The organism is Streptomyces sp. NRRL WC-3618, from assembly GCF_001280005.1.
GTDB lineage: Bacteria > Actinomycetota > Actinomycetes > Streptomycetales > Streptomycetaceae > Streptomyces.
The window spans coordinates 25,639-43,086 of record NZ_LGDW01000463.1 but is presented as its reverse complement, the minus strand read 5'-3'; the positions used below and the strand labels follow the sequence as shown (position 1 = coordinate 43,086).

18 protein-coding genes and 1 tRNA gene are annotated in these 17,448 nt (G+C 70.1%); 15 read left to right on the top strand and 4 right to left on the bottom strand.

Annotated elements, in window-relative coordinates:
• Together ADL01_RS33640 and ADL01_RS33635 are read right to left on the bottom strand one after the other, a co-directional pair.
• Positions 1-1,254, bottom strand: a 1,254-nt coding sequence (locus ADL01_RS33640; RefSeq protein WP_053745832.1) for a sensor histidine kinase, incomplete at its 3' end; no start/stop codon positions are given.
• A gap of 164 nt (positions 1,255-1,418) precedes the next feature.
• Complete coding sequence (locus ADL01_RS33635; RefSeq protein WP_053745829.1) at positions 1,419-2,630, bottom strand: sensor histidine kinase; 1,212 nt, start codon at positions 2,628-2,630, stop codon at positions 1,419-1,421.
• A gap of 275 nt (positions 2,631-2,905) precedes the next feature.
• On the opposite strand from ADL01_RS33635, the gene ADL01_RS33630 reads away from it, so the two are divergent.
• The 13 genes from ADL01_RS33630 to ADL01_RS33570 all read left to right on the top strand — a co-directional run bounded on the left by ADL01_RS33630 (position 2,906) and on the right by ADL01_RS33570 (position 14,823).
• The gene (locus ADL01_RS33630) at positions 2,906-3,304 is read left to right on the top strand and encodes an NADH-quinone oxidoreductase subunit A (RefSeq protein ID WP_053745831.1); all 399 of its coding nucleotides are present in this window, start codon (positions 2,906-2,908) and stop codon (positions 3,302-3,304) included.
• Positions 3,295-3,960, top strand: coding sequence for an NADH-quinone oxidoreductase subunit B (locus ADL01_RS33625; RefSeq protein ID WP_078960905.1), 666 nt, complete (start codon positions 3,295-3,297; stop codon positions 3,958-3,960). The genes ADL01_RS33630 and ADL01_RS33625 overlap by 10 nt, the downstream gene beginning before the upstream one ends.
• Positions 3,957-4,979: an NADH-quinone oxidoreductase subunit C gene (locus ADL01_RS33620; RefSeq protein WP_053745827.1), complete on the top strand. Its 1,023-nt coding sequence runs from the start codon at positions 3,957-3,959 to the stop codon at positions 4,977-4,979. The genes ADL01_RS33625 and ADL01_RS33620 overlap by 4 nt, the downstream gene beginning before the upstream one ends.
• On the top strand, positions 4,976-5,944 hold the full coding sequence (locus ADL01_RS33615) for a complex I subunit 1/NuoH family protein (RefSeq protein WP_053745826.1): 969 nt from the start codon (positions 4,976-4,978) through the stop codon (positions 5,942-5,944). The genes ADL01_RS33620 and ADL01_RS33615 overlap by 4 nt, the downstream gene beginning before the upstream one ends.
• 2 nt (positions 5,945-5,946) lie before the next feature.
• A complete protein-coding gene (locus tag ADL01_RS33610; RefSeq protein WP_053745825.1) occupies positions 5,947-6,552 on the top strand; it encodes a NuoI/complex I 23 kDa subunit family protein in 606 nt (201 codons plus the stop codon).
• Positions 6,549-7,244, top strand: coding sequence for an NADH-quinone oxidoreductase subunit J (locus ADL01_RS33605; protein ID WP_053745824.1), 696 nt, complete (start codon positions 6,549-6,551; stop codon positions 7,242-7,244). The genes ADL01_RS33610 and ADL01_RS33605 overlap by 4 nt, the downstream gene beginning before the upstream one ends.
• On the top strand, positions 7,244-7,618 hold the full coding sequence (gene nuoK / locus ADL01_RS33600) for an NADH-quinone oxidoreductase subunit NuoK (protein ID WP_053745823.1): 375 nt from the start codon (positions 7,244-7,246) through the stop codon (positions 7,616-7,618). The genes ADL01_RS33605 and nuoK overlap by 1 nt, the downstream gene beginning before the upstream one ends.
• Positions 7,615-9,609 carry an NADH-quinone oxidoreductase subunit L gene (locus ADL01_RS33595; protein WP_053745822.1) on the top strand — a complete coding sequence of 665 codons (1,995 nt, stop codon included), beginning with the start codon at positions 7,615-7,617 and terminating at the stop codon, positions 9,607-9,609. Before nuoK ends, ADL01_RS33595 begins: the two co-directional genes overlap by 4 nt.
• 6 nt (positions 9,610-9,615) lie before the next feature.
• Positions 9,616-11,193, top strand: coding sequence for an NADH-quinone oxidoreductase subunit M (locus tag ADL01_RS33590; RefSeq protein WP_053745821.1), 1,578 nt, complete (start codon positions 9,616-9,618; stop codon positions 11,191-11,193).
• Positions 11,190-12,701 carry an NADH-quinone oxidoreductase subunit N gene (locus ADL01_RS33585; RefSeq protein WP_053745820.1) on the top strand — a complete coding sequence of 504 codons (1,512 nt, stop codon included), beginning with the start codon at positions 11,190-11,192 and terminating at the stop codon, positions 12,699-12,701. Before ADL01_RS33590 ends, ADL01_RS33585 begins: the two co-directional genes overlap by 4 nt.
• A 161-nt stretch (positions 12,702-12,862) precedes the next feature.
• Positions 12,863-13,726, top strand: coding sequence for a zinc metalloprotease HtpX (gene htpX / locus ADL01_RS33580; protein WP_053745819.1), 864 nt, complete (start codon positions 12,863-12,865; stop codon positions 13,724-13,726).
• Positions 13,723-14,118 carry a YccF domain-containing protein gene (locus ADL01_RS33575; protein ID WP_053745818.1) on the top strand — a complete coding sequence of 132 codons (396 nt, stop codon included), beginning with the start codon at positions 13,723-13,725 and terminating at the stop codon, positions 14,116-14,118. The genes htpX and ADL01_RS33575 overlap by 4 nt, the downstream gene beginning before the upstream one ends.
• Positions 14,119-14,247: 129 nt before the next feature.
• Complete coding sequence (locus ADL01_RS33570; protein ID WP_053745817.1) at positions 14,248-14,823, top strand: SMI1/KNR4 family protein; 576 nt, start codon at positions 14,248-14,250, stop codon at positions 14,821-14,823.
• Between the two features lie 30 nt (positions 14,824-14,853).
• On the opposite strand, the gene ADL01_RS33565 is transcribed toward ADL01_RS33570, so the two are convergent.
• On the bottom strand, positions 14,854-16,122 hold the full coding sequence (locus tag ADL01_RS33565) for an APC family permease (RefSeq protein ID WP_053745816.1): 1,269 nt from the start codon (positions 16,120-16,122) through the stop codon (positions 14,854-14,856).
• Between the two features lie 190 nt (positions 16,123-16,312).
• On the opposite strand from ADL01_RS33565, the gene ADL01_RS33560 reads away from it, so the two are divergent.
• Positions 16,313-16,579, top strand: coding sequence for a GlsB/YeaQ/YmgE family stress response membrane protein (locus tag ADL01_RS33560; RefSeq protein WP_053745815.1), 267 nt, complete (start codon positions 16,313-16,315; stop codon positions 16,577-16,579).
• 54 nt (positions 16,580-16,633) lie between these two features.
• Here the strand turns inward: ADL01_RS33560 and ADL01_RS33555 are convergent, their stop codons facing one another.
• Positions 16,634-17,122, bottom strand: coding sequence for a YajQ family cyclic di-GMP-binding protein (locus tag ADL01_RS33555; RefSeq protein WP_053745814.1), 489 nt, complete (start codon positions 17,120-17,122; stop codon positions 16,634-16,636).
• Between the two features lie 235 nt (positions 17,123-17,357).
• On the opposite strand from ADL01_RS33555, the gene ADL01_RS33550 reads away from it, so the two are divergent.
• A tRNA-Tyr gene (locus ADL01_RS33550) sits at positions 17,358-17,439 on the top strand.
• Positions 17,440-17,448 lie beyond the last annotated feature (9 nt).

The following is a 17,448-nucleotide window of genomic DNA, read 5'->3' as shown; positions in this document are numbered from 1 at the left end:
GGCACCCCCCGCCCCGTCATCCATCACCTGCAGCATCAGCCGGTTCGCCACCCGCCACACATCCACCGACGCCCCCGACGCCCGCGCATGCTTGCTCACGTTCTGCAGCAACTCCGACACCGTGAAGTAGACGATCCCCTCGATCGCCGCAGCCGGCCGCTCCGTCAGATCCACGTCCACCCGCACCGGCACCACGCACCGGGAAGCCACCGCCGACAGCGCCGCGTCCAGCCCCCGATCCGTGAGCACCGCCGGATGTATCCCGCGCGCCAGATCCCGCAGCTCCCGCAACGCCGTCTTCACCTCACCGTGCGCCTCCTCCACCATCCGCGCCGCAGCCCGCGGATCCTCCGTGAGCTTCTCCTTCGCGAGCCCGAGGTCCATCGCCAGGGCCACCAGCCGGGCCTGCGCCCCGTCATGCAGATCCCGCTCGATGCGCCGCAGATCGGCCGCGGCGGTGTCGACGACCACCCCCCGGTCGGACTCCAGCTCGACGACCCGTGTCACCAGCCGCGACGGCCCGAGCAGCCCCTGCACCATCACCCGGTCCACCTGGGTCAGCGCCCGCACGATCCAGGGCGTGGCGATGGTGAACAGCAGTCCGACCAGCGCGGTCACGGTGATCTCGAACGGGTTGTCGAGGTAGACGCTGTGGGTCTCGTCGCCGTACAGCTGAAGACCGTCCTGTCCGCCGTACATCGGGAAGAGCCAGAACCACAGCGGATACGTGAGCAGCGCCCAGCCGTACACCCAGAAGATCACCGCGACCACGAACGAGAACATCGCCCACGGCAGATGCAGCACCGAGTAGAGCAGGTGCCGCCACGAGGTACCGCTCTTGAGCACGGCCCCCATCCAGCCCGTCGCCCCGGACCTCCGCGCGCGCACCGGCTCCGGTTCGGGCATGTCGAGCCCGAGCAGCCCACGGGCCATCTTCCGCTCCAGCACACCGAACCCGCGGCACCCCGCCAGACCCACGGCCAGTACCGGAATCCCGAGGAAGGTGACGAGGAGCAGCGAACCGGCGAACAGCAAGGTCACGGCGTACGAGAACACCAGCACGCCGACCGGCAGACTCAGCAGCACGTACCCGAACTCACGCCAACTGCGCGCCTCGACGGGCGCCCGCAACGCGGCCGGCAACCGAGGCCGCCTCCCCTGCCCGGCGCCCCCGGCACCCCCGTCGGCCGAGCCGTGGAATCCGGCCCCGGGGCCACCTTGCCCCCCGTACCCCTGTCCGTACTCCATGGCCATCGCCCCAGTCCGTTCTACTAGTCAGCCCAGCTAGCCAGATAGCCAGATCGTCAGCGCATGGGCTCGCCCGTTTGTCTGCCATCAGCCTGCTCGCGCCGAACCCCACGGACCATGGAGCACGTAGGCGTCTTCCCCCGGGGGTTTTCCCTACCTACGCCCGACGCCTACGCCTCGACCCGCTCCCGCCAGGGCAGCTCGGCCGTGACGGTCGTGGGCCCGCCCTCGGGCGACTCGATGACGAACAGCCCGTCCACCGCGCCCAGTCGGTCGGCCAGCCCTGCCATTCCCGTACCGCCGTCGAGCCGCGCACCGCCGCGCCCGTCGTCCCAGACCTGGATCAGCAGCCGGTCGTCGGTGCGCCAGACGTCGACGGACGCGTTCCGCGCCCCGCTGTGCTTGCTGATGTTCTGGAGCAGCTCGGAGACCGTGAAGTAGGCGATGCCCTCGATGGCGGGGGCAGGCCTGGCCGGCAGGTCGGCGGTCACCTGCACCGGCACGGTGCACCGCGAGGCCACCGAGGACAGCGCCGCGTCCAGCCCGCGGTCGGTCAGCACGGCCGGATGGATCCCGCGCGCCAGATCCCGCAGCTCCTGAAGCGCGAGCTTCACCTCACCGTGCGCCTCGTCGACCATCGCCGCCACGTGTTCGTCGGCCTGCCCCTCCAGGAGCTTCTCCTTGGCCAGCCCGAGCCCCATCGCGAGGTTCACGAGCCGGGCCTGGGCCCCGTCGTGCAGATCGCGTTCGATACGCCGCAGATCGGCGGCGGCCGTGTCGACGACGACCCCCCGGTCGGACTCCAGTTCGGCGATACGGCGTTCCAACTCGTCGGAGGGGGACAGCAGCCCGCGCACCATCACCCGGTCCACGTTCGTGAGCCCCCGGGCCAGGAACGGCAGCACCGGCCACAGCACGAAGAACGACACGAGCACGAAGGAGAAGGTGAAAACGCCCCACGGCAGCCGGACGAAGTCGTACAGCAGGGTGCGCCAGCCGACCGGGTCCTTCAACGTCAGCATCATCCGCCCGAAGAACCCGAGCTTCTGGCCACGGGCCCCCCGTGAGCCCGCCGACGGCAGGGGGCTCGGCTCGTCCACCCGGACCCCGAGCAACGCCCTGGCCCGCGCCCGCTCGAACCGGCCCAGCAGACGTGCGCCCATCAGCCCGGCGGCGAGCATCGGAAGACCGATCACCGTGAGCGTGAGGAAGGAACCCACGCTCACCACGGTCACCACGTACACGAAACCGAACAACGCCATCGGCAGGTTGGTCAGGAGGTGAACGATCTCCTTCCAGGTGTGCGGGTCGAAGGCGAAACGGACAGGGGGCAGTCGGTCGCCCTCGGTTTCCGCGCTGGTGGCGGTGATACGTGCGGTCATGCCCGCCAGCCTGCCCGCCACCAGGCCCCGGCGCCATGAGGCGGACCGCCCGCCGACCCGGGGGAAAACCCCACCTCGTACGGCATCTCGGCATGGCCATGCGTGACGGGCTGCTTACGGTCTCTTTAGCAGGCCCTAGACTCCGGACCGTACAGATCTCCGACAGATCGCACGAGGCCAGGGAGCGAGGGACGGACGTGCCGGTACCGACCGCCGTAGCCACGACGGAGTACATCGCAGCGACATCGACGTCGTCCACGTCGGCGTCGGCGTCGATGTCGGCGACATCATCGATGTCGTCAGCGTCGGAGTACTTCCAGTCCTACTCCGTCGTCGGACTGCTCGCCACCGTCGGCGTGCTCTTCGTCGCGGTCGCCTTCGGAGCGGGCCGCCTGCTGCGTCCCGTGGTCCCGACCCCCGAGAAGCTCCTGACGTACGAGTGCGGTGTCGACCCCGTGGGCGAGGGCTGGGCCCACACCCAGGTCCGCTATTACGTCTACGCCTTCCTCTACGTCGTCTTCGCCGTCGACTCGATCTTCCTGTTCCCGTGGGCGACCGTCTTCGCGGCCCCCGGCTACGGAGCGGCCACCCTCGTCGAGATGTTCATCTTCCTCGGCTTCCTCGCCGTGGGCCTGCTCTACGCATACAAGAAGGGCGTCCTGACATGGACGTGACGCCAGAAACGAATTCACCGGAGCCGGAGCCGCAGCCGGTGCCCGTATCCGCGCCTGTGCCGGTGTCCGCGCCCGTGCTCCTGCCGGAGCCGAAACGCCTGGGTGCCCTCGCCCGGCTGGCCCCCGAGCCGATGAAGGTGGTCCTGAACTGGGGCCGCCGCTACTCGCTCTGGGTCTTCAACTTCGGCCTCGCCTGCTGCGCGATCGAGTTCATCGCGGCGTCCATGGCCCGTCACGACTTCATCCGCCTCGGCGTGATCCCGTTCGCCCCCGGGCCGCGCCAGGCCGACCTGATGGTGGTCTCGGGCACGGTCACGGACAAGATGGCCCCGGCCGTACGGCGCCTGTACGAACAGATGCCCGAACCGAAGTACGTCATCTCCTTCGGCGCGTGCAGCAACTGCGGCGGCCCGTACTGGGACTCCTACTCCGTGACGAAGGGCGTCGACCAGATCATCCCGGTCGACGTCTACGTCCCCGGCTGCCCGCCCCGCCCCGAGGCGCTGCTCCAGGGCATCCTCAAACTCCAGGAGAAGATCGCCCGGGAGTCCCTGGGCGAGCGGTACGCCTCCGGGCAGGCGGCGCGCCCGTCACCGGCCGTGCTCCAGAGCCCTCTGGTCCAGGCGCCGACCGCAGGGGAGGGGAACGGAAGATGACGACCACCGGCTGGCTCCCCGCCCCCACCGAGGAACTCTTCGGTACGGAGGCCACGGCCGAGGAGTCGTACGACGTCCTGACCGTCGACGTACCCCCGGTATCCTGGATCACGGCGCTGGAGACAGCCCGCGACCGCCTCTCCTGCACCTACTTCGACTGGCTCAGCGCGGTCGACGAACCGGGCACGGGCTTCCGCGTCGCCGCCCACGTCGTCGCCCTCTCCCCGGTCCGCCGGCTCCTCGTACGGACGACAGTCCCGCACGAGTCCGCCGTACTGCCCTCCCTGGTCGGCGTCTACGCGGGCGCCGCCTGGCACGAGCGCGAGACCCACGAGATGTTCGGCGTACGTTTCGAGGGCCACCCAGGCCTGGACCACCTCCTCCTTCCGGAGACCTTCGAGGGCCACCCCCTGCGCAAGGACTTCGTGCTGGCGGCGCGGGTCGCCAAGGCGTGGCCGGGCGCGAAGGAACCGGGGGAATCGGAACACGGGGGCGCGAGGCGCCGCCAGATGCTCCCACCCGGAGTACCCGACCCCAACGAATGGGGCCCCCTGAAGGGCCAGCTCCCCCCGGCCCCGACCCGCCCGGCCCGCGCCGCCGCCGGTGGCCGCGCGACCGGCGACCGCCCGGTACGCCGCACCCGCACGGCCTCAGAGGGCTCGGCAAGCCAGCCCCCGGCAACGGAGGGCACCCCCACGGAGGCCCCGCCGACAACGCCGCGCCGTGCACGCAGCGCAAGCCAGGGCTCGGCGTCACAGCGCCCCCAGACACCGCCGACACCGCCGACACCGCCGACCGAACCTGTTGACGCCCCCAAGCCCCCATCCGCGCCGGACGCCCCCTGGCCCCCGGCTCGCCCGGCCTTCGAAGAACCCGCTGAACCCAGCGAACCCAGCGCACCCACCGAACCCGCCTCGGACGACGCCACCTCCGAAGGCCGCACCCCGGAAGACCGCACCCCCGAACACCGCACCCCCGAAGACCGCACCCCCGAAAACCCCGCAGGAGGCTCGCAGTGAACGACGCGCTCGACGTCGCCCTGCGACTCCTGATCGTCTTTGTCGTCTTCCTCACCTTCCCCCTGATCGTCGGGCAGACCGAGCACAAGGTGATGGCCCACATGCAGGGCCGCCTCGGCCCGATGTACGCCGGCGGCTTCCACGGCTGGGCCCAACTGGTCGCCGACGGCGTGAAGTTCGCGCAGAAGGAAGACATCGTCCCGGCCGGAGCCGACCGCCGTATCTTCCAGCTCGCCCCCGCAGTGGCCCTCCTCCCGTACCTTCTCGTCCTCCTCGCCATCCCGATCGGCCCGGGCGACGGCGCCGTCGGCGAGGTCATCGACGCGGGCGTCTTCTTCGTCCTCGCCGTCATGGGCGTCGGCGTACTCGGCTCGCTCATGGCCGGCTGGGCGTCGGCCAACAAGTTCTCCCTCCTCGGCGGCCTGCGCACCGCCGCCCAACTCCTCGCCTACGAGCTCCCGATGCTCCTCACCGCCGCCTCGGTCGCGATGGCGGCGGGCACGGTGTCCATCCCCGGCATCCTCGACGCCTTCGAGTGGTGGTGGCTGCCCTGGCAGATCGTCGGCGCGATCGTCTTCTTCGTGGCCGGCCTCGCCGAACTCCAACGGCCCCCCTTCGACATGCCGGTGGCCGACTCGGAGATCATCTTCGGCGCCTACACCGAGTACACCGGCCTCCGCTTCGCCCTCTTCCTCCTCGCCGAGTACGCAGGAATCGTCGTCCTGTGCGGCCTGACCACCGTCCTCTTCCTGGGCGGCTGGCACGGCCCCTGGGCCGCCGACGGCCTGGGCTGGGTCTGGACCCTCCTGAAGACCGCGCTGCTGGCCTTCGTCGTGATCTGGCTGCGCGTCACCTACCCCCGCCTGCGCGAGGACCAGCTCCAGAAGCTCTCCTGGACCCTCCTCGTCCCCCTCTCCCTAGCCCAGATCGCCGTCACCGGCATCGTGAAGGTGGTGATCTCGTAACCATGGCTGGACCTACCCCGCCCACCGGGCCCCGCATCCCCGGCATCGGCCTGGCCAAGGGCCTGGCCGTCACCCTCCGCACGATGACGAAGAAGACCGTCACCGCGCAGTACCCGGACGCCCAGCCCGACCTCCCGCCCCGCAGCCGAGGAGTCATCGCACTCTTCGAGGAGAACTGCACGGTCTGCATGCTGTGCGCCCGCGAGTGCCCGGACTGGTGCATCTACATCGACTCCCACAAGGAGACGCTCCCGGCCGCCGCCCCCGGCGGGCGTGAGCGCAGCCGCAACGTCCTCGACCGTTTCGCCATCGACTTCTCCCTCTGCATGTACTGCGGTATCTGCATCGAGGTGTGCCCCTTCGACGCCCTCTTCTGGTCCCCGGAGTTCGAGTACGCCGAGACCGACATCCTCGAACTCACCCACGAACGCGACAAGCTCCGCGAGTGGATGTGGACGGTCCCGGCCCCGCCCGCCCTCGACCCCGCAGCCGAGGAACCGAAGGAGATCGCGGCCGCCCGCAAGACGGCCGAGAAGCTCGCCGCCGCGACGCAGGCCGAGCCGACCGACCCGACCGACCCCGCCGATCTCCAGGGAGGAGACTCGTGACCCTCGCCGCAGCCACCACCGCGGCGGCACACGCCACGACCGCCGCCTCCCGAACCCACGGCTTCCTCTCCCCGACCGGCGTCGAGATCGCCTTCCTCCTCGTCGGCCTCGTCACCTTCGGCGCCGCGCTCGTCACCGTCACCACCCGGCAACTGGTGCACGCCGCCCTGTGGCTCGTGGTGACCCTCGGCGGACTCGCCGTCGAATACCTCCTCCTCACGGCCGAGTTCATCGCCTGGGTACAGGTCCTCATCTACGTCGGTTCCGTCGTCGTCCTCCTTCTCTTCGGCCTGATGCTCACCAAGGCCCCCATCGGCCGCTCCCCGGACGCCGACTCCGGCAACCGGTGGGCCGCCCTCGCCGTGGCCGTCGCCTCCGCCGTCGCCCTGGTCTGGGTGGTCGTCGACGCCTTCCGCGCGACCTGGATCGACCTGGACGGCGCCGCCGCGGGTTCCACCGCAGTCACCGGCGCGAGCCTCTTCCAGAACTGGGTCCTCCCCTTCGAGGCCCTCTCCGTCCTCCTCCTCGCGGCCCTGGTCGGCGCGATCGTCCTGTCCCGCAAGGCGAAGGCGGAGTCGAGCTCTCCCCCTGTGAACTCCCGAGCCGCGACCGGTAGTTCCCCTTCTGTGCCGAATTCCGGGAATCACCCGATCGAGCGAAGCAACCCGGTCGAGCAGGAAGGTGCCCGCTGATGCACCTCGCCTATCCCGCCGTACTCTCCGCCCTCCTCTTCTGCACCGGCCTCTATGGCGTCCTCGCCCGCCGCAACGCGATCCTGGTCCTGATGTCCGTCGAGCTGATGCTCAACGCCGTCAACCTCAACCTCGTCGCCTTCGACGTCTGGCTCAGCCGGACGGCCCGCGACACCCTGCACTCCGGCCAGGCCCTCACCCTGTTCACCATCGCCATCGCCGCCGCCGAGATCGGCATCGGCCTGGCGATCGTCCTCGCCGTCCACCGGGGCCGCGGTACCGCGGACATCGACAAGCTCCGCGACGCCGCCGAGCCGCACGGCCCCGACGAAGCCGCCCTCCCACAAGACGAGAAGGCCGAGGCCACCGCGTGACCACCACGACCCTCGCTGTCCTCGTCCCCCTCCTCCCGTTCCTGGGCGCCGCGGCCGGCCTGCTCCTGGGCCGCACGGCCCCCGGCTTCGTACGCCCCCTCGCCGTACTGCCGCCCCTCGCGGCACTCGTCCTCGCCGTCCTCGTCGCCGTACGCCAGGGCGGTGGCCGGGCCATCGACGCCGCCACCGAACTCACACCCACCGGCTCGGTCCCCATCGAGCTCGCCCTGCACATCGACGGCTTCGCTGCCCTCGTCGCCGTCCTCGTCACCCTGATCGCGACCTGCGTGCAGATCTACTCGACGGCCTATCTGCGCGACGACCCGCGCTACCCCTCGTACGCCGCTCTCGTCTCCCTCTTCACCTCCGCGATGCTGCTCGTCGTCTACTCCGGCGACCTGATGGTCCTGCTGGTCGGTTGGGAGGTCATGGGCATCTGCTCGTATTTCCTGGTCGGCCACTACTGGGAGACCCCGGAAGCCCGCGCCGCCTCCCTCAAGGCGTTCCTCGTCACCAAACTCGGTGATGTCCCCTTCTTGATCGGCCTGTTCGCGCTCGCCACCGACGCCGGGTCCTTCCGGATCACGAAGATCCTCGGCACCGTCGCGAGCGGCGGACTCGACCACCCGACGCTGGTCGCCCTGCTGCTCCTGGCCGGCGTGGCGGGCAAGTCGGCGCAGTTCCCGCTGCACACCTGGCTCCCCGATGCGATGGCGGGCCCCACTCCCGTCTCCGCGCTGATCCACGCCGCGACGATGGTCGCCGCCGGTGTCTACTTCGTCGCCCGCCTCCTCCCGGTCTTCGCGGCCTCCTCGGCCGCACTGGTCGTCCTCGCCGTCATGGCCGCCGTCACGATGACCGGCTCCGCCCTCGCCGCGCTCGCCCAGGACGACATCAAGCGCGTCCTCGCCTACTCGACGATGGGCCAGCTCGGCTACATGACCGGCGCCCTCGCCGTCGGCGACCGTGGCGCCGCCGTCTTCCACCTCCTCACCCACGGCGCCTTCAAGGCGCTGCTCTTCCTCGCGGCCGGCGTGATCATCCACGCCGCCGGCACCAACTCGCTGGCAGCCATGTCCCGCATGGGCCACCTGCGCGACCGCGTCCCCGACGCCTACTGGACGATGACCGTGGCGCTCCTCGCGCTCGCCGCGATCCCGCCCTTCAGCGGCTTCTTCTCCAAGGAGTCCGTCCTCGGCGCCGCTGAACACGCCACCACCGGCCACGCCGAGGGCATCCCCGAGGCCGTCGGCTGGCTCGTCCTCGTCGCCGGCCTGGTCGCCGCCCTGCTCACCGCTGCCTACGCGATGCGCCTGTGGCTGCTCGCCTTCCGGGGCCAGGGCGTCGACGCCCCCGACCATGGAAGGCAGCCCGTCGCGATGACCACGGTGCTCTGGGTGCTCGCCGTCCCCTCCCTCGCCCTCGGTGGGCTCACCTACGGCAGGCTGCCCGACTGGCTTGACGGCCACGACCTGACGCCGACCCTCACCACCTCGGTCCTCGGCACGGGCGTGGCCCTGGTCGGCGGCATCGTCACCTACGGAGCCTGGCGCCACACCACCGCCCTGGCGGCCCGCGTCCCCCTGGGCGCCGTCGCCGCCCACCCGGATGCCGACGGCGGCCTGGTCGAGGCCGAGGCCATCTCCAGCCACACCCCCGCCTACGGAGACATGGCCGGCGCACCCGACCCGGCGGACCCCGGCCGCCTCCTGCTCGGCCCCCTACACCGCCACGCGGCCGTCGGCTTCCACCTGGACGCCCTGTACACCGTGCTGTTCGTCCGCCCGGTCCAAGCCGGCGCCACCCTCGTCCGGTTCCTCGACCGCGAGGTCATCGACACCTATGTACGCGGTGCGGGCGCCGTGCCCCGCCTGCTGGGCACTGCCGTACGGCGCGCCCAGACCGGCAACGTCCAGACCTATGTGAGCGCGCTGCTCGCCGGCACCGTCGTCCTGGTGGTCGCCGTCCTCCTCGTCGCCACGGGAGCGTGAGCAGGCGTGATCGATATCAACGAGTCAGTGATGCAGTTCCTTCTGGCATTTCTCGTCGCGGGCCCGCTGATCGGCGCCGTCGCGGCTCTCCTGCCGGCCCCGCCCGGGCTGAAGGGGAAGTCGCCCGAGCAGGCCGTGCTGCGGCACGGCGTGACGGTCACCGGTGTGGTGCTCATCGCCGCGATCGTCCTCGCGCTCGGCTTCGACCACGACCATCCGTCGAAGATGCAGGCCACGACCGACATCAGCTGGATCCCCGCACTCGACGTGCGGATCCACCTCGGCGTCGACGGCATTTCCCTCCCCCTTCTGGTCCTGAGCGCGCTCCTCACCTTCCTCTGCGCGCTCTACTCCTCCTTCAAGCTGCCCTCCGGCCCTTCCCCGAAGGCATTCGTCGCGCTCCTCCTCGTCCTGGAGTCCGGCACCCTCGCCACCTTCGCCGTCCTCGACCTGCTGCTGTTCTTCCTCGCCTTCGAGACGGTGCTCATCCCGATGTACTTCCTCATCGCCCGCTGGGGCGGTGAGCAACGGACCCGGGCGGCCTGGAAGTTCATCCTCTTCACCCTGCTCGGATCCGTGGTCATGCTGTTGGGCCTGCTCCTGATCGGGATCAAAGCGGGCACGTTCGACATCATGGCACTCGCCACTGACAACGGGTCAGGACTGACCACATCAGTGCAGGTCACCGCCGTTTTGGCGATCGGGATCGGGCTCGCGGTCAAGACGCCGATGTGGCCGCTGCACAGTTGGCTGCCGGACGCCCACACCGCCGCCCCGACCGTCGGCTCGGTCCTGCTCGCGGGCGTCCTGCTCAAGATGGGCACGTACGGGTTCGTGCGCATCCTGCTGCCGGTCGCACCCGACGGATTCCGGACGTTCGCGCCCTACCTCGGCGCCTTCGCCGTCGTCGGGATCATCTACGGCTCCCTGGCCTGCCTGGCCCTCGCCCGGCAGGGCGCGAAGGGCGACCTCAAGCGGCTCATCGCCTACTCCTCCGTCGGCCACATGGGCTTCGTCCTGCTCGGCATCGCCACGATGACCCCGACCGGCGTCAACGGCGCGCTCTTCGCCAACATCGCCCACGGCCTGATCACCGGCCTCCTCTTCTTCCTGGTCGGCGCGCTGAAGGACCGCACGGGCACCACCGACCTCGACACCCTCGCCGACCACACCGGCGCCGCCCTCTACGGCCGGGCCCCGCGCCTCGGCGGCCTCGTGGCCTTCGCCGCCGTCGCCTCACTCGGACTGCCCGGCCTCGCCGGGTTCTGGGGCGAGATGCTGGCCCTGTTCGGCGCGTTCAACCCCGCCGACGACCTCAGCCGCCCCGCCTTCCTCACCTTCATGGCGATCGCCGCGTTCGGCACCCTGCTCACCGCCGCGTACATGCTCGTCGTCGTACGCCGCGTCTGCATGGGCGCCGCCCCGCAACCGGACACTCCGCGACTCGCCGACGTGCAGACGTACGAATTCGCGGCCTGGACCCCGCTCGTCGCCCTCACCGTCGTCGCCGGACTGTGGCCGAAGGTCCTCCTCGGCCTGACCGACCCGGCCGTGCAGCAGCTCCTCTCTGGAGGCCCCCGATGAGCTCCCCGGCTCAGTCCGTCGTCCAGTCCGTCGACTGGCTCGCCATCGCACCGCCCACCGTCGCGGCTTTCGTGGGACTCGCCGTGCTGGTCGCCGACCTGTTCGTCGGCGACAACAGAAAGGCACTCCTCGGCTGGACCTCGGTCGCCGGCCTCGCTGCCTCCGCTCTCCTCCTGCTGCCCCTCCTGGACGGCGACCGCTCCACCTTCTGCCTCGCCGGCAGCGCCGACGTCTGCAGCTACACGGCCGACCGCTTCACCCTCGTCCTCCAGTTCCTGGTCCTCGGCGGCGCACTGCTCGCCGCCCTCCTCTCGGTCACGGCCCTCAAGGACGCCGACCGAGGACTCCCCGAAGGGGAGTACTGGTTCCTGCTGCTGTCCTCCGCCGCGGGAGCCGCCCTCCTGCCCGCCTCCCGCGACCTCGCGACCCTGATCGTCGCCCTGGAGGTCGCCTCCCTGCCCGCCTTCGCCCTCGTCGGCATCCGGCACGGCGACCGGAAATCCTCCGAAGCGGCCCTGAAGTTCTTCCTGTCGTCCGTGACGGCGACCGCGGTCAGCCTCATGGGCATCAGCTTCGTGTACGCGTCCACCGGCACCCTCTACCTCACCGAGATCGCCGACCGGATCCAGCACGTCGACCCCCAGTTCCACACCCTCGCCCAGGCAGGCGTCGTCCTCACCCTCATCGGCTTCGCCTTCAAAACGGCCGCCGTACCCTTCCACTTCTGGGTCCCCGACACCTACGTGGGGGCGCCCCTGCCGATCGCCGCCTATCTGTCGGTCGTCGGCAAGGCCGTCGGCTTCTCCGGCCTGATCCTCATCACCGTCGTCGCCTTCCCGTCGTACGCCGACGTCTGGGGCCCGGCACTGGCCGCCCTGGCCGCGCTCACCATGACCGTCGGCAACGTCGGCGCCCTGCGCCAGCAGTCCACGCGCGCGTACAGCGCGGTACGCCTGCTCGCCTGGTCCTCCGTGGGTCAGGCCGGCTACCTCCTGGTCCCGATCGCCGCCGCCGCGTACTCCGACGACGCCCAGAAGTCGATCGGCTCCACCGTCGCGTACGCCCTCATGTACGCCGCCGTGAACCTCGGCGCCTTCGCGGTGGCGGCCCTGGTGGCCCGTACGAAGCCCCTGAACCGCGTCAGCGACTACCGGGGCCTGTACGCCACCCGCCCCCTGCCGGCGCTCGTCCTGGGCTTCTTCCTGCTGTGCCTCGCTGGGCTGCCGCCTGGGATCATCGGCCTCTTCGCGAAGGTCACCGTCTTCTCCGCGGCCGTGGACGCCGGAATCGGCTGGCTGGCCGTGATCATGGCGGTCAACGTGGTGATCGCCCTCTTCTACTACCTCCAGTGGACGGCCCTGCTCTTCCGCGCCCCCGAGAAGGCCGAGGAACGCCACCGCGCCCCCGCCCCCCTCACGGCCGCGATCGCCCTGACCGCCGTCCTCGGCATCGCCCTCTCTGGCGCGCCCCAACTGGTACTGCGCTTCGCCGACACCGGCCTCTTCTGACCCCAATGGCCGCCCGCGCGCGTGGACCTCACCCGAACGGGCCACGCGTGCCTGAGCGCACGCAAGGGAACTGCGCATCCCCGCCTGGCGTTGACCAGTGGAGAAGGGTCCACTGGACCTGACACCAGGGTTCCCCTGCCGCACTACTTGGAGGGCGTACCGTGCACCGCTGGCATAACGGGCTCAGGACAGCCCTTCTCCTCGGGGGACTGTCCGCACTCATCATCGTCATCGGCAGCTTCTTCGGCCGTGCAGGCCTGGTGATCGCACTCTTCGTCGCGATCGGCACGAACGCGTACGCGTACTGGAACAGCGACAAACTGGCTCTACGCGCGATGCGTGCCCGCCCGGTGAGCGAATTCGAGGCCCCGGCCCTGTACCGCATGGTCCGTGACCTCTCCACCCAGGCCCGCCAGCCCATGCCCCGCCTGTACATCTCGCCGACCGAAGCACCGAACGCGTTCGCGACGGGCCGCAACCCGCGCAACGCGGCCGTCTGCTGCACCGACGGCATCCTGCGCATCCTCGACGAGCGCGAGCTGCGCGGCGTCATCGGCCACGAGCTGAGCCATGTCTACAACCGCGACATCCTCATCTCGTCGGTCGCCGGCGCCCTGGCCTCCGTGATCATGTTCCTGGTCAACTTCGCCTGGCTGATCCCGATCGGCCGCTCGAACGACGACGACGGCCCCGGCATCCTGGGTATGCTGATGATCATGATCCTGGGCCCACTCGCGGCCACCCTCATCCAACTCGCCATCAGCCGCTCGAGAGAGTACGAGGCCGACGCGGCGGGCGCCCAGCTCACCGGGGACCCCCTGGCCCTCGCCAGCGCCCTGCGCAAACTGGAAGCGGGAACGAAGCAACTCCCGCTGCCCGCCGAGCCGCGCATCGAGACCGCGAGCCACATGATGATCGCGAACCCCTTCCGCCCGGGCCAGGGACTCTCCAAGATGTTCTCTACGCACCCGCCGATGGCGGAGCGCATCGCCCGGCTCGAAAAGATGGCAGGTCGCCACCAGTGAAGACAATCCTCAACGTCATTTGGCTCGTCCTGAGCGGCTTCTGGCTGTTCCTGGCCTATCTGGCCGCAGGTGTGCTGCTGTGCATCACGATCATCGGAATTCCGTTCGGCATCGCCTCTTTCCGTATCGGTGCGTATGCTCTGTGGCCCTTCGGCCGTACGACGACCGAACGCCGCGACGCGGGCGCCCCCTCCTGCATCGGCAACGTCCTGTGGCTGGTCCTCGCGGGCTGGTGGCTCGCAATGGCCCACGTGGTCACCGGTGTTCTTCTGTGCGTCACGATCATCGGCATCCCGTTCGGCATCGCCAACTTCAAGCTCATCCCCGTCTCGCTGCTGCCGCTGGGCCGCGAGATCGTGCCGACGGACGAGCCGTTCAGCTCGCGCTGGTAACGCTGCCGGGCGGGGCGTCTCCGTCCCGCCCAACCGTTTCTCCACAGCCGGGCGGGGGCATCGCACCCGCCGCCCGCCGGTTGTCCACAGGCCGACTCGATTGTCAGTGGCGGCCTGCATGATGAATCCATGACCGAGATCGAGCAGTTGCTGACACGGGTGGCGGCCCAGGCGCGCAACATCCGTCCGTGGGGCTGGCCTTCGCTCCCCGCTCCCGTGGACGCGGCCACGCTCGACCGCGCCGAGACCGCCCTCGGCTTCTCGCTGCCGCCGCTCCTCGCCGCGCTCTACCTCCGGATAGGAGACGGCGGATTCGGCCCGTCCTACGGTCTGTTGCCCCTGCTCGACAGCGCGCCCGCAGGTGAGCCGCCTGTCGTCGCCCAGTACCTCGCCAACCGCGCGGAGGCCCGCAAGGACCCGGAGTGGCTCTGGCCCGAGGGCATCCTGCCGATATCCCACTGGGGCTGCGGGATGTACGCCTGCGTGGACTGCCGCACCCCGCAAGACACCGTGCTGCTCTTCGAGCCGAACGCCGAGGACGCCGACCACGCGTGGTACACCGACGCCCCGGGCCTTGCGGAGTGGCTGGACACCTGGCTCGACGGCACCGGCTGGTACGAGGAGTCCAACGACGACGCGGCCCTGAAACCCTGGCCCGAATTCCGCATACGTACGGCGCCGGCGCCGCCGACGGCCCAGGCCTGACGACCGAAGCGAGTTCCGTCAGCGGTGAGGCTAGGCCGGCGACCGCGAAGCCGACCACCACCGTCGTACGCCATACGCGACCGCCCCCAACCCCAGCACACCCGCGCCCACGACCACCGACACCCCCGGAAGCGCGAACGCCAGCGTCACACAGCCGAGGAGCCCCACCGCCGGCACCAGCCGGGACACGGCAGCCGAACTCAGTGTCCAGGCGGAGGCGTTGGCCACCGCGTAGTACGCCAGAACCCCGAAGGAGGAGAAGCCGATAGCGCCCCGCACATCCACCGTCGCGGCCAGCACCGCGACCACCGCGCCCACGGCCAACTCGGCCCGGTGCGGCACCTGGAAGCGCGGATGCACGGCGGCCAGGGCACCGGGCAGATGACGGTCACGGGCCATGGCCAGCGTCGTCCGTGAGACGCCCAGGATCAAGGCGAGCAGCGAGCCGAGCGCGGCCACGGCGGCACCGGCCCGCACGACCGGCACCAGCCCAGGCACGCCCGCCGCCCGGACCGCGTCGACCAGGGGTGCGGTCGCATGCCCGAGCCCACCCGACCCCAGCACGGAGAGGACAGCAACGGCCACCGCCGTGTACACCACCAGCGTGATGCCCAGGGCCGTCGGGATCGCGCGCGGAATGGTGCGCGCGGGATCCCGTACCTCTTCACCGAGGGTCGCGATCCGGGCGTACCCGGCGAACGCGAAGAACAACAGCCCGGCCGCCTGAAGGACTCCGCCCACCCCCTCGGAGGCCCCGATCCTCAGTCGGCCCACGTCAGCGGCATCGGAGCCCAGGGACACCACCACCACGGAAGCGAGGACAGCGAGGACGACTGCCACGATCACCCGCGTCAGCCGGGCGGACTTCTGGACGCCGCCGTAGTTCGCCGCGGTCAGCGCCACCACGGCCGCGACCGCCACCGCGTGCGCCTGGCCAGGCCAGACGTACGTGCCCACGGTGAGCGCCATCGCCGCACAGGAGGCCGTTTTCCCGACGACGAACGACCAGCCCGCCAGATAGCCCCAGAAGGCGCCGAGGCGCTCGCGCCCGTACACGTAGGTGCCGCCGGAAGCGGGATAGAGGGCGGCCAGTCGGGCGGACGACATGGCGTTGCAGTAGGCGACCACGGCCGCCACACCGAGCCCGAGCAGCAGCCCGGACCCGGCCACGCGGGCCGCGGGCCCCAGGGCGGCGAAGACCCCGGCCCCCACCATCGAACCGAGCCCGATGACCACGGCGTCCCCGACGCCGAGGGTGCGCCGCAGTTCGGCGGACGATTCCGTACCAGGCTGTGTCATGCGCCGCACCCTACTGACCGCTGCAACCGCCAGGCGCAGGGCCGGCGTCGTATGAGGCAACACCGCAGGAACAACGCACCAACCAGAACGCACCGGCACAACGCGGCCGACGGGATCGACGAGAGCGACGCCGTCGCAATTCACAGTGCCGGGAGAGTTCGAACACGGCACAGAGGGGCAGGTTCAGGGCATGAGCATCATCGGCTGGATCATCCTGGGGCTGTTGGCCGGGGCCATCGCCAAATTCCTGCTTCCGGGACGCGACCCGGGCGGTTTCATCGGCACGACGGTCATCGGCGTCGCGGGCGCGTTCATCGGCGGCTGGATCTCGGCGCACTTCCTCGACCACCCCGTCAGCAAACAGTTCTACGACGGCACCACATGGGCGGCGGCGATCGGCGGCTCGCTGGTGCTGCTGATCGCGTACCGCATTCTGTTCGGCAACTCGCGCGACTGAGCAAGGGGAAGGGTGGGCACCTCGGGTGCCCACCCTTCCTCAACTGCTCGTGGACTACCGGTAGTTCACGAACTGCAGGGCGAAATCGAAGTCCTTGCCCTTGAGGAGAGCGATGACGGCCTGAAGGTCGTCGCGGTTCTTCGAGCTGACGCGCAGCTCCTCACCCTGGACCTGGGGCTTCACGCCCTTCGGGCCCTCGTCCCGGATGATCTTCGCGACCTTCTTCGCGTTCTCCTGGGAGATGCCCTCCTCGATCGAGGCGAAGATCTTGTACTCCTTGCCGGAGAGCTGAGGCTCACCGGCGTCCAGGGACTTCAGCGAGATGCCGCGCTTGATCAGCTTGGTCTCGAACACATCGAGGACCGCCTTGACGCGTTCCTCGGAGTTCGCCTCCATGAGGATCTTCTCGCCGGACCACGAGATCGAAGCACCCACGCCCTTGAAGTCGTAGCGCTGAGAGATCTCCTTGGCGGCCTGGTTGAGGGCGTTGTCGACCTCCTGCCGCTCGACCTTCGAGACGATGTCGAAACTGGAGTCGGCCATGTCCTGTGGCTCCTTGTATGGGGTGCTTGTCGGAATCTGCGAGGCGCGTATCGGCATGCGTGACGACAGCAGCCGAGCCCGGCGTACGTCCCGGGCCGCATCCGCATAAGCCTAGCCACCCCCTTCTGTCCGGGCGCCGCTCAATCGGGTGGCGAAGCACCCCGGTCCATCAGGTATCGTTTACGTCGTTGCCAAGGAGCACCGCCGAAAAGCGGTTCGAAGGGCAGCAAACCTTGGCGGTGTGCCCGAGCGGCCAAAGGGAGCAGACTGTAAATCTGCCGGCTCAGCCTACCCAGGTTCGAACCCTGGCGCCGCCACATTGGGGA

Excerpts from the sequence above, each read along its gene's own strand:
- ADL01_RS33635 (WP_053745829.1), bottom strand. The coding sequence starts at position 2,630 with ATGACCGCACGTATCACCGCCACCAGCGCGGAAACCGAGGGCGACCGA.
- ADL01_RS33630 (WP_053745831.1), top strand. The coding sequence starts at position 2,906 with ATGTCGGCGACATCATCGATGTCGTCAGCGTCGGAGTACTTCCAGTCC.
- ADL01_RS33625 (WP_078960905.1), top strand. The coding sequence starts at position 3,295 with ATGGACGTGACGCCAGAAACGAATTCACCGGAGCCGGAGCCGCAGCCG.
- ADL01_RS33620 (WP_053745827.1), top strand. The coding sequence starts at position 3,957 with ATGACGACCACCGGCTGGCTCCCCGCCCCCACCGAGGAACTCTTCGGT.
- ADL01_RS33610 (WP_053745825.1), top strand. The coding sequence starts at position 5,947 with ATGGCTGGACCTACCCCGCCCACCGGGCCCCGCATCCCCGGCATCGGC.
- nuoK (WP_053745823.1), top strand. The coding sequence starts at position 7,244 with ATGCACCTCGCCTATCCCGCCGTACTCTCCGCCCTCCTCTTCTGCACC.
- ADL01_RS33585 (WP_053745820.1), top strand. The coding sequence starts at position 11,190 with ATGAGCTCCCCGGCTCAGTCCGTCGTCCAGTCCGTCGACTGGCTCGCC.
- ADL01_RS33570 (WP_053745817.1), top strand. The coding sequence starts at position 14,248 with ATGACCGAGATCGAGCAGTTGCTGACACGGGTGGCGGCCCAGGCGCGC.
- ADL01_RS33565 (WP_053745816.1), bottom strand. The coding sequence starts at position 16,122 with ATGACACAGCCTGGTACGGAATCGTCCGCCGAACTGCGGCGCACCCTC.
- ADL01_RS33560 (WP_053745815.1), top strand. The coding sequence starts at position 16,313 with ATGAGCATCATCGGCTGGATCATCCTGGGGCTGTTGGCCGGGGCCATC.
- ADL01_RS33555 (WP_053745814.1), bottom strand. The coding sequence starts at position 17,122 with ATGGCCGACTCCAGTTTCGACATCGTCTCGAAGGTCGAGCGGCAGGAG.